Source organism: Devosia sp. LjRoot3 (assembly GCF_964252865.1).
Lineage (GTDB): Bacteria > Pseudomonadota > Alphaproteobacteria > Rhizobiales > Devosiaceae > Devosia.
The window spans coordinates 1,432,712-1,442,457 of record NZ_CAXUPK020000001.1 but is presented as its reverse complement, the minus strand read 5'-3'; the positions used below and the strand labels follow the sequence as shown (position 1 = coordinate 1,442,457).

The following is a 9,746-nucleotide window of genomic DNA, read 5'->3' as shown; positions in this document are numbered from 1 at the left end:
TTGAGGCGATCAGGGCCTTCATTCGCGACATGCACGTCGATGAGATGGTCATCGGCAACATGCCGCCAATGACTGGGGTCTTCCCCGATTATGTCGCGCCAATCGTGAGAAATTTCGAAGACCGAAGAGAGTTGACAACCGTCCGCTGGGGTATGCCTTCCTCGTCGTTCGCCCAGTTCGAAGCTACAAAAAAGCGCGCACAGAAGATCGAGCAAAAGCAAGGGCGTACGCTGGACCCCGAGGAGTTCAAGCAACTCCTGTCGATGGAGCCGGACAAAGGCACGACCAACATCCGAAATACCCGCAGTAAGCACTGGCAACCGTGGCTCGCGCCTGAATTTCGATGCGTTGTTCCCTTCACCAGCTTCTCAGAGTTCAACAGGGAAGAAGGTGGCGATGTCTGGTTCGCGTTTAGCGACGAGCGGCCGCTCGCATTTTTCGCAGGTCTGTGGGCGCCGCAATGGAAGGGAGTGCGCAAGGTCAAGGAAGGTGTTGTGACGACCGATCTTTTCGCTTTTCTTACCACCGAACCCAACGCCGAGGTCGAAAACGTTCACCCAAAAGCCATGCCGGTTATCCTGCGCACTCCCGAAGAAATCGAGATTTGGATGACGGCCGACTGGGACATTGCCCAAAAGCTACAGCGTCCCCTACCCGACGGCGTTCTCAAGATTGTGTCGCGGGGACACAAGGAAGATCCTCCTCCCCCGCGCGAGCCCGCGTCGGAACCAGATCTGTTCTAGCCCTTCACTACGCCTAGCTTAGTGCGCGCCAGATCTGCCCCGCGAGGACGCAGTCGAAGTGGTTCTGGTGGCCTGTCCTGGATCGGTGCCGGCGAGTCTGGCTCGACTGGGACAAACCACTCGATCTCGACGCTGCCGGTGCCACACAGTGGGCACCGGACCTTTGTACGCAACTTCTCCAGGGTGAAATTGTCGCCGAGCACCGCAATCAACGTCAGCACGTTGAGCTGGAAGGCCTCGGGGCAGGAGTCTTCCGATTTCAAGGATGCGAAGCGCCTTTGGCAGGTGAGATATCCCTGCCATCCGCCGAGGCGGGCATCCATTAATGTCGCCCACGTCCAGACAGCAACCTCCACGACGCGCACGTCACACCCGGGCCCCCCATGGATCGCAGCAAGATTGCACCCTGCCCTAGCAGCGATCTGTCTCGCACATTCCGCGAGCGTCATATCCGGGCCGAACCGTCGCTGCATGTCGTGTCGGTCCAGATCTGCATTTCGCTGACACCTGAAGCAATCGATCCGAAATTTTTTCGGGTGGTAGTCGCCGATTTTGACGGTTCGAGGATCGAAACGCATCGAAATGCCTTGTCAGTTGTTCTTGATATGTTCTACTGCAATGAAACTTGAGAAGTCCAGCCAGAGTGGATCACGATGTCCAAGATACGGGCTCAAAGCGGGGAACAACCGACGGCAAAATCGACCACGCTGCACGTGGTCCTCGCCTTCGAGCGTGATGAGGAAGGCGAACTCCGAGCCGCGTTTGAAGCGCAGCAGGCGCCCAGCGAGCATGCGGCGATTAGTCGGGCAAAACTGATGGCACGTTCCTATGCCGGTGTTATCGCGTGGAGCCGGCCGGCCAAGCCTGATGTCGGCGAATTCGGCGAGCCGACGGTCCTCTACCAAGCTGGTGACGTTCCTGACTTGGAGTAGCTCTGTGGCGAACGCTACCCCCCGCTACAGCGTGAGGGTGTCGGTAACCCATGGCAAAACCACCCCGTCACCACAGACGAGATCGGGACGCCGGTCAGTTACGTCGATGCAGGGAGTGTAGAATGAAGTGGTATCCGGGGTCGCAAGCGCGATAGAAAAGAGCTGCTTGAAGTGGGACGACGTGATGCTAGTCCCTTCCACCAGCGAAAAAGGACCAAACCGCACACAGAAAAGGATGATCGCCGCGCAAACGGCCTCGATGCATCGCATGACCGATGCATCATGAAAGTAAGAGTCCCTATCGTGCTTGGTCTTGTTGTAAGCGTCATACCAAGGAATTGACTGAGTGGGGCTCTGCGCTGACCACGAGGCAAATGGCCTGATTGGTGCCACCGACGCGAAAGGCGTGAGGGTGACTTCGTACTCGGCCAGGTACAGCGGTTCCTTTAGCCGCACATAGTCCGTGGTTTTCAGGCTTCGAGCCCCATTTCCGGTGAGGCCGGCGTCACGCGCATGCCGTTGCCAATAGTTCTCAACTTCGGTGGCAGCCAGGATAAGCAACTCGCGACTCTTATGGCCAAAACTCAACAGGCCTTGCGCGGTTGGCTGCACGTACAGGAATAGGTCGTAAAGACGCTCCAGGAGTAAGTGAAGAGCTTGCTCCGCGGAGAGCCTGTCGGCATCGGTAACGCCTAGCGCCTGATTTACCTGCGCCGTGTAATAAAGCCCTGGCCGCCAAACCCCTTGGACTGCATGCCCATGGGGCCGCTGCATCGGCCGAAAATTCCGGCCCGAAAAGGTCCTCAGTGCCCAGGCGTTCAAGTCATCGGTTGTCGTCGTTTCTGAGACCGTCAGTCCGGAGCTTATGCCAAAAAGACCGGCATTAGCGCCGTAGATCGAGACGAAGGAATTTCCAGAGCGGTAGGCGTAGCTTAGAGGCTGGCTCTGATGAATGTTCGGCACCCACCCAGGAATCGTTGTCGCCAGATTTTCGAATGTGATCGCCAAGGCCACCCGCCTGGTTGAGGTTAGAAGGACGTTGTGAACCTAGGCCGCGTCGGCTGAAACATTAGGCCTAAATGCTGGAAGCCTCGATTTCCGCCGCGGCCTCGGCCGCGATGTGTGCGTCGACCACCGTGGCGACTTCGGAATAAAGATCCACGCCATCATCATCCGCTGTCAGCGAGATCAGCAGAGCGTAACGGCCGCGGTCTGCGTACCGTTGTTGCCCCAGGTGCGATTTCCACCAACCTCCGACAGGGTGAACAGCCAGATGGTCGTGGAGTGAAAGATCAATTGCGTGGCCACGCCAGAGATCGCAATGCAGCGACCCTGCCTGCACTGCCTTTGACCCGAGAAGCCAATAACTCGCCTCCTTCACACCGCCGCCGTCGCCCTCAGCATGTTCGTCCTCGTACACGCTTTGTCGTGCCTTGAATTGTTCGGGCGTTTCTCCACGCTTCTTCAGCGCGAAGCGCAGGCCATAGGACCGGTACGTGTCCGGCCTGGTCGCTGCTCGTCCCGTGAGGTTTGGTTCGATGAAATAAGACAGGGTGACCTTCATGGTGACGATGGCATTGTCCAAATCCTCGAGGACCTGACGTGGCCATGGTAGGTCGTAGAAGTGGATCTCGTTGAAAACAGGACCACCCTTCCCCATCGCATAAGGCTGAATGTCCGTTTGCGCCATCAGAGTGACATCGCTCTTGGCAGAGGCGATAGCCCTCGCCAGGTTTGGCACGCCGTAGCCCACGTCACGCAAGAAGGACTGTTTCGCCGCCTTGCTGCCGGATGTCTTTCCAGTGCTCCAGTGAGCACCCTTCCCTATGAATTTGGACCTGATTGGTTCCGGCCACTCGGCCGACTGGACGATCAACGCCCGGTAAGTTTCGGGCCACAATCCCGGCAGCGCCGCTTTAAGCTTCCCTACGAAATTGCCAGCGACTGCGGTAGCGGCGCTTGTCGCCCAAAAAGGCACAAGTGGCTCGTTGACGACGTCGGCACCGGTGGCAAGGAGCGACACAGCTTCATGCCAATCGCAATAATCTGCCAGGTCCACCACCATGTTTCCAGCCTCGAAAAGGACCTCCGGCTTGATGGGCGTGAGATCCGTCGGCAAAGCTTGGGAACCACAGCTGAATGGGCTTTTGTGGTTAGCTTCAACCAGCGGAGTGAGACTTATGTCGTCGGCAGGGCCGACGTCTTTGGCCGTATACCCACCGATTGAAAGTGCGTTCCAACTTTGCGCCGGGTCCTCGAGAGATTGGTGGGTCAGCACTTCGGACTTTATTCCACCGGCGCGATTCCCGGTGGCCACCATGAAAAGTCTTTTGGGTAAGTCCTTTGCGGCCACCTTTTCCTGATGATCGCCGGGCATGGAGCCACTTACGATCTGGTCTATCGCACCGCTCCAGCTCGATGGTCCACTGGGCGGGAATTCGGCAGTCGATACAGCCATGCAGAATGAGCGCACAGCCTCAGGTCGCGCGATCTCCGCGATGGCGACCGCGGCCTGAGTAATGACACCATATTTGGGAGGTTCGGTCGGCGGGAACCCCGACGGCGGAAGGAATTTCACGGACTCGACCGTGTGGGTCAATACCGCCTCAGATGTGCCGTTCATTGGCCAAAACAAGTCACCGTGCAACACTGTTCCAGCCATCGGTGTGCCATGGCCGCCATGGGGGTGATGGTCGTCCGTACCCCAGTCTTCGTCGACGGTCCATGCGCCTGCTAGGCCCGGCTGGATAAGAGGATGAGCAACGTTGATACCCGAATCCAGAACACACACAGTTGGGAACGCTACATTCGGGACAACGAGGCGCCCCACCAGGTCGTCAACCCACTCGTGCTGCGTTGTCAGGCCACCCAGCTCCAAGAAAGGCGCAATGTTGCCGGTCGCTTTGCGAACCTCGGAAACCAGGCCAGGAATGCGTTGCAGGAAGGTTACCAGTGCCTCGGCGCTAGCCCTGACATACGCCACGCTCATTTCCGGGAAATTCTGCCGTTGATCGTGAACAACCAGATTGGCGGCCCTGGCGGCAGCGCAGACCGCTGGCGCGTGGCTCTTGGGACTAATCCAAACTTCCCACCAGAAAGGCGCCTGTTCTGTGAAATCTATCGGGCCAAAAAACAAGCTATGGGCGGGGGCAGGCCTGACGTCATCGATTGGCTCGAAAACGTCGATCTCGGGCCGCTTCCGATTGCCTACGACTGGCGCGCCGTAGGCCTGGATCCTGCCTCTCAGGAACTGTCTTGCGTCGTCTGGTACAAAAACCAAAGCGGTTTCGCTTCGATCATCGTTTCTCGACGACTGCAAGACCTTGATGTTTTGAGCGGTGAAATCGAGGTTTGGCGTCTTTGCAGGGCCCTTTCGGTCGCTGTCAGGCGCAGTCGTCTCAATTTCAACGTTTACGCCTTTCACGTGGCCGGGAATTTCGACGCGCTGGTCGACGGCAGCTTGTGGAAGCGGGCCAAGCGCTGCTGCAAGTCGTTGGACTAGGAACGCCGAGTGCTGGACGGGATCCTTTTTCAGCACGGGCTCGTCTCTCGGCGAGGCAGGATAGACATACTGAGCAGACGTCAGGAAACGCTCAATGCGGACATGAGGATAGTCGTGTGAACTAAAATCGTCGTCCTGCGCCATTCACTACCGGATAGAGGTAAAACGACTCCGGAATGACTGCCGATCCTGCAGAGACGACTTAAGCGCCTCTACTGACAAATTCGAGCTGCCCTCCAGAATCGCATCTTTAATGACCGAATCTGCTGCTCGAACGAGTTCGCCTTGACTTAAGCCTTGTGTCAATGGGGCCACTTCTTGCCATTGATTGGACTTGAGCTTTAGTTTCCCAAGTCGCTGACTGAGCACCTTCTTTGCGGCATCTGCATCTGGCATGTCATACTCGATGATCTCGTCGAACCTACGTGCCAAAGCCTTGTCCAGAATTTCTGGATGGTTGGTGGCGGCGATCACAAGACTGTCGGTGCTGTTAGGCTCTTCCATAAACGTCAGTACCGAATTCAGTACACGTCGAATTTCGCCGACATCGTTTGTATCACTGCGCCGCGAGCCGATCGCATCGAACTCGTCAAGAAGGTACACGCCACGCGTCTGATTGACCTGGTCAAACAACAGACGAAGCTTGGACGCGGTTTCGCCGAAAAACCGGCTGAATACGGAGTCAAGGCGAACCACAAACAGTGGCAGATGCAATTCCCCTGCGAGCGCCGACGCCGTCATCGTCTTACCGGTTCCAGGAGGACCGACGAGGAGCAGATGGGTTGCGGGCGATTGACCATGGTCCCGCAGGGTTGCCCTCTCCTTCTGCTGCCTCACCAGTTTCGTGAGACGAAGGCGGATGCTTTCCGAGAGAACCATCCCTGAAAGGTGGGTCTTAGGATAGCTAGAGCTTACGATCTCCTGAAGCTCGCCCCGTGGGCGAGCTAATGGAATGACGGCCTGGCCTCTATCGTGACCGGAGCGTCCCTTCTGACGGGCGGACTGCACCAACTGCTTAAGCTTCTCGGCATCGCTGGTGTTACCCTGGCGGGCCTCCTGGGCAGCGATCTGAAGCGCAATGGTAAGAAACTGGTCCTCATTGCCGGCGACATGAGAATTGAGAAGAGCGATAAACTGCTTTGCTGACATTCCATCGCTCCTTTCTCTCAATGGGGGCGCCCCGATTTAGGGCCAATACAGCCAAGTTTGGATGTCGGCACGAGTCAACCCAGGTACACGGTGCAGGTAGTCCGATACCGGATTTTTTTCATACTCGCCAAGCTACGACGGAATCACTTCAAAAAAGATAATATCAGAACAATACAAGAACAACCTAAGGGTCACTTAGGAGGGGTAGTTTCGTCTCGGTTATCGCCTACCCAAAATAGGAAGTATCTGCAGATCGGAGGCGCCGCATATTATTTGCGACCGCGCTATCTGCTTCCCTCCACCACGGCCTGGATAGTGGTTACAAGGATCCGCAGATCATCCTCAAGTTGATCAGCTCGCAGCGTCCCAATGTGAACGGCGCTAGCTGTCTCAAGAAATCTCAAATGTTTCTCTTCCGCAGCGGACAGCATCGTGATGTCCGCCTCCGGCACGCGTTTGGAGAGCCCTCGCTTGCACGCAATGGCCAACTGGCACGAGTTGCGATCAATGCTCTCATGAAGCAGCAACAGGTCAATGTCTCGAGCTCCCTTTGCGCCTGAATAGGCGGAGCCGAAGCCATAGACCGACACGCTGAGTGTCAAAGCCAGCCCAGCTTTCGGAAGTACGCGTCTTCCTCATCAGTGAGGAAGAACCAATAGTCGTCACGGTGCAACGCGCTCATGAACTCTACAATTCTGAATAGACCAACCTTTTGGTCCCGGCAGAATCGCTTGGCATCGGGTGTGAACCCGCACCACATCGAATTAATGATGACCGCGTCGACTTTTCCTAGTTTGTCCGCGGTCTCCATGAATTCGGCGACGCCAAAGGCGTAGCACTCACAGATGAAGACACGCAGTGTGTCACCCTTTGTTCGCACCAGCTCGTAAACACCATCGCCAAGCGGGGTCAACGAAACCACCTGACCGTGACCTGCCATCTTGGTTTCAAAAAATTTGTAATGACCATAGTGGCTGGTCCAAGGGAAACTCTCGTTACGCGCCGCCATCAGTATCCCCACGAACTAGGCTGTCAAACTCGGCGGGGAAACGTTTCACCGCTGCATACGGAATTGTGTCTTCAACCCACTGCTCATACCCGCGGGCATGCAGCAGAAAGGCCGAAATCGCCGCCTGCTCCGCCGCCGCGAACAGCCCGCGATGTAACACGAGCTGCTCTGCAATTTTCCGATTATTGGGCACGATCACCGAAAGTCGCTCAGACAACCACACCGCGTGTGCCGCCTCGTTGTGCGGCTGTGTCCTGGCTAGCTCTGACAGTGGCCCGTACTGAGCCCAGGATTGCCTGTTCTCCTCCAGGATCGGCAAAATTGAGGCAGTGACGTCGCCTTTGGTCGGCTGTGGGTCCACATCAAGCCGCCTCATCACCGCCGCTTCGTGCGCCGCCTTCATCGAATGCAATATCTCGACAGTGAAAACTGCCTCGTTCTCCTCCCGATCGATCAGCGTGTGATGCGTCGGGCAGAGTAGCATTAGGTTCTGGTAGTGGTCGCGCTGTACGTCTGTCTGCTCAGCATTGTGGCGACTGGCCCCTGGCTTTTCGCCGCAGATGTGAGCCATTTCCCCGAGCAAATAAGGAGCCGCCTCTGCTGCTTCGTGGTAGCAGAGCCTCTCCTTGCAGCCCTCGAATGAGCAGCGACCGCCGGCCGCTGCCCAGAGAATCTTGATCGATTTTTGAGTTATCGCCATCGTGTCTGCATACCATGGCGCCAAAAAACATCCAGTGAGCAGGATTGCCTTCGATTGCGTATCCTCGATGGCGTAATCGACGACGAATTGACGGTGCCGAATCCCTATTTCTTCGCACCTTCTTCAATTGGGCATCGGAAATCGACTAGCCGTGAAAGGCTACCCATCCATCGTACTTCCTAACGAGATGGATGAAAGAACTCCTCACATTCCAAAGGTCTTGGCCGTCGCCGTATGCCGCTGAACGAGCCTCGGTGTATCGATGATGAGATCGGCCATATTCAGATCCAGCGCCTGATGGAGGTCGTCGCCGATTTCTTCGCGAACCAGATTCGAAGGATCGAGAACGCCGGTCAAAAAACTCGACTTGCTTCGCATGTAAGGAATTATCGTCGACATCTCTTCGTCCTGACCGAGGCCCAGTGATGCCGTCGCGACTATGACTTCCGAGATTTTGCGACCATCGTGTTCCAACTTTGAAAGTAGAGCCCGCAGGACAGCGGGGTTGGTAACGAATGATCGGGAGACAATCGCGAGCTGATAGCTGTCGTCCAGCTCGTCTCTGTACTCACCGAAAACCTCAGCAAGTCGAGGAAAATTTCCGAACCCGAGTTCGATCTCGCGAGTCCACATACACCAGATGTGAGTTTTGTGGCCTGCTCGAGCTAGTGCAGCACAAACTCCTTGTGTGAAGCCATCTGCGTCTTCTGCACTCGTAAGAACCAGAATTGGCTCCCGCTGAAGCCCACCCCTGCCCACGATGGCCTGCCCCAGCTTCTTTCCAGCGAGCATCGCAACTGTCTTGAGCGAAGCCAGCCTGGGTCGGCCCTTAATGCGCGATATCGCTGTGATCGCGTCATCTTCAAGAACCACGGATACGTCCCTACTCCACATCAGGTCGCCTCCATATCGCGTCCAAGATATCTCTCGTCGATGGATCAGTCTGCGACATGATCGCTCGCTCAAACAGTTTCCAGTCTTCACTGCCGCATGGCCATGGCGCGTAGAACCATCTGCCATCGTTCAACTGGTACCGAAGCCTATCGCCATCCATCGAAATATCCAAACCTCCGCGTCGCAGCTTGTTTTCCAGCGCTGCACTAATTGTCTCGGTCTCCGCAGCGTGGTTCCTTAGATGAAACGTGAAGCGGCTGGCGATCCGCACAATTTCGCTCAGCGGACCTACACGACCTGCTGCCCGCCATCCCGCCAACATGCAACCGACAAACAAGATTTGTTCTTCGCGGTCGACGGCGTTCGGAGCAAGGTCGCCGATATCGGAAAGCCAATCCGGCGACGAGAAAATGGCAACTTCGTATCCATCCGCGGGATGGATTCCCACGAACACGCTGTGAGGAGCTTGTCGTCGAAGTCGGTGAAGATTGTAGTCCGACGATATGATCAACCGGAGATCAGCGTCCGGCCAATTCTGCCGTTCTTCCGCAAATTTGCGGCGAAGGGCGGCATCCCAAAACTGCCTAGCCCTGTTGCGAAGCTGCACGTGAATTCTCACCGCAGTTCCGTGAATTACGAGGTCGTCAACAGGGGTGGCGATTGAGAGCTCAAACGACGTGTCGCGGTATCCTTCATCAAACCTGCACCGCACTCCAAGCCGACAGAGCTCTTGGGCCAGATACGACTCCTCGAAAATGTTCCCTTTGAGATTGTTTTGTCCGCCGAGGTGCTGTTGCGAAGAAGACGCCATGCTTAC

The 9,746-nt window shown here is 56.4% G+C and carries 10 protein-coding genes; 3 read left to right on the top strand and 7 right to left on the bottom strand.

Annotation, left to right across the window (positions count from 1 at the left end):
* Positions 1–8 precede the first annotated feature (8 nt).
* From ACSQ2A_RS07025 to ACSQ2A_RS07015, 3 genes are all read left to right on the top strand, one after another.
* The gene (locus tag ACSQ2A_RS07025; RefSeq protein ID WP_436071639.1) at positions 9–743 is read left to right on the top strand and encodes an SOS response-associated peptidase family protein; all 735 of its coding nucleotides are present in this window, start codon (positions 9–11) and stop codon (positions 741–743) included.
* Between the two features lie 383 nt (positions 744–1,126).
* The gene (locus tag ACSQ2A_RS07020) at positions 1,127–1,372 is read left to right on the top strand and encodes a hypothetical protein (protein ID WP_436071606.1); all 246 of its coding nucleotides are present in this window, start codon (positions 1,127–1,129) and stop codon (positions 1,370–1,372) included.
* 24 nt (positions 1,373–1,396) lie between these two features.
* Positions 1,397–1,675 carry a hypothetical protein gene (locus ACSQ2A_RS07015; RefSeq protein WP_436071605.1) on the top strand — a complete coding sequence of 93 codons (279 nt, stop codon included), beginning with the start codon at positions 1,397–1,399 and terminating at the stop codon, positions 1,673–1,675.
* Between the two features lie 24 nt (positions 1,676–1,699).
* Here the strand turns inward: ACSQ2A_RS07015 and ACSQ2A_RS07010 are convergent, their stop codons facing one another.
* From ACSQ2A_RS07010 to ACSQ2A_RS06980, 7 genes are all read right to left on the bottom strand, one after another.
* Positions 1,700–2,683 (bottom strand): hypothetical protein, encoded by a 984-nt coding sequence (locus ACSQ2A_RS07010; RefSeq protein WP_436071604.1) that lies wholly within the window; start codon positions 2,681–2,683, stop codon positions 1,700–1,702.
* Positions 2,684–2,750: 67 nt separating this feature from the next.
* Complete coding sequence (locus tag ACSQ2A_RS07005) at positions 2,751–5,321, bottom strand: S8 family peptidase (RefSeq protein WP_436071603.1); 2,571 nt, start codon at positions 5,319–5,321, stop codon at positions 2,751–2,753.
* A gap of 3 nt (positions 5,322–5,324) precedes the next feature.
* Positions 5,325–6,326: an AAA family ATPase gene (locus tag ACSQ2A_RS07000; protein ID WP_436071602.1), complete on the bottom strand. Its 1,002-nt coding sequence runs from the start codon at positions 6,324–6,326 to the stop codon at positions 5,325–5,327.
* A gap of 598 nt (positions 6,327–6,924) precedes the next feature.
* Entirely contained in the window at positions 6,925–7,335 is a 411-nt protein-coding gene (locus ACSQ2A_RS06995; RefSeq protein ID WP_436071601.1) for a hypothetical protein, read from the bottom strand.
* Positions 7,322–8,035 (bottom strand): HNH endonuclease, encoded by a 714-nt coding sequence (locus ACSQ2A_RS06990; protein WP_436071600.1) that lies wholly within the window; start codon positions 8,033–8,035, stop codon positions 7,322–7,324. Before ACSQ2A_RS06990 ends, ACSQ2A_RS06995 begins: the two co-directional genes overlap by 14 nt.
* 204 nt (positions 8,036–8,239) lie before the next feature.
* Entirely contained in the window at positions 8,240–8,908 is a 669-nt protein-coding gene (locus tag ACSQ2A_RS06985; protein WP_436071599.1) for a hypothetical protein, read from the bottom strand.
* A 10-nt stretch (positions 8,909–8,918) separates the two neighbouring features.
* The gene (locus ACSQ2A_RS06980; RefSeq protein WP_436071598.1) at positions 8,919–9,740 is read right to left on the bottom strand and encodes a hypothetical protein; all 822 of its coding nucleotides are present in this window, start codon (positions 9,738–9,740) and stop codon (positions 8,919–8,921) included.
* Between the last annotated feature and the right edge of the window lie 6 nt (positions 9,741–9,746).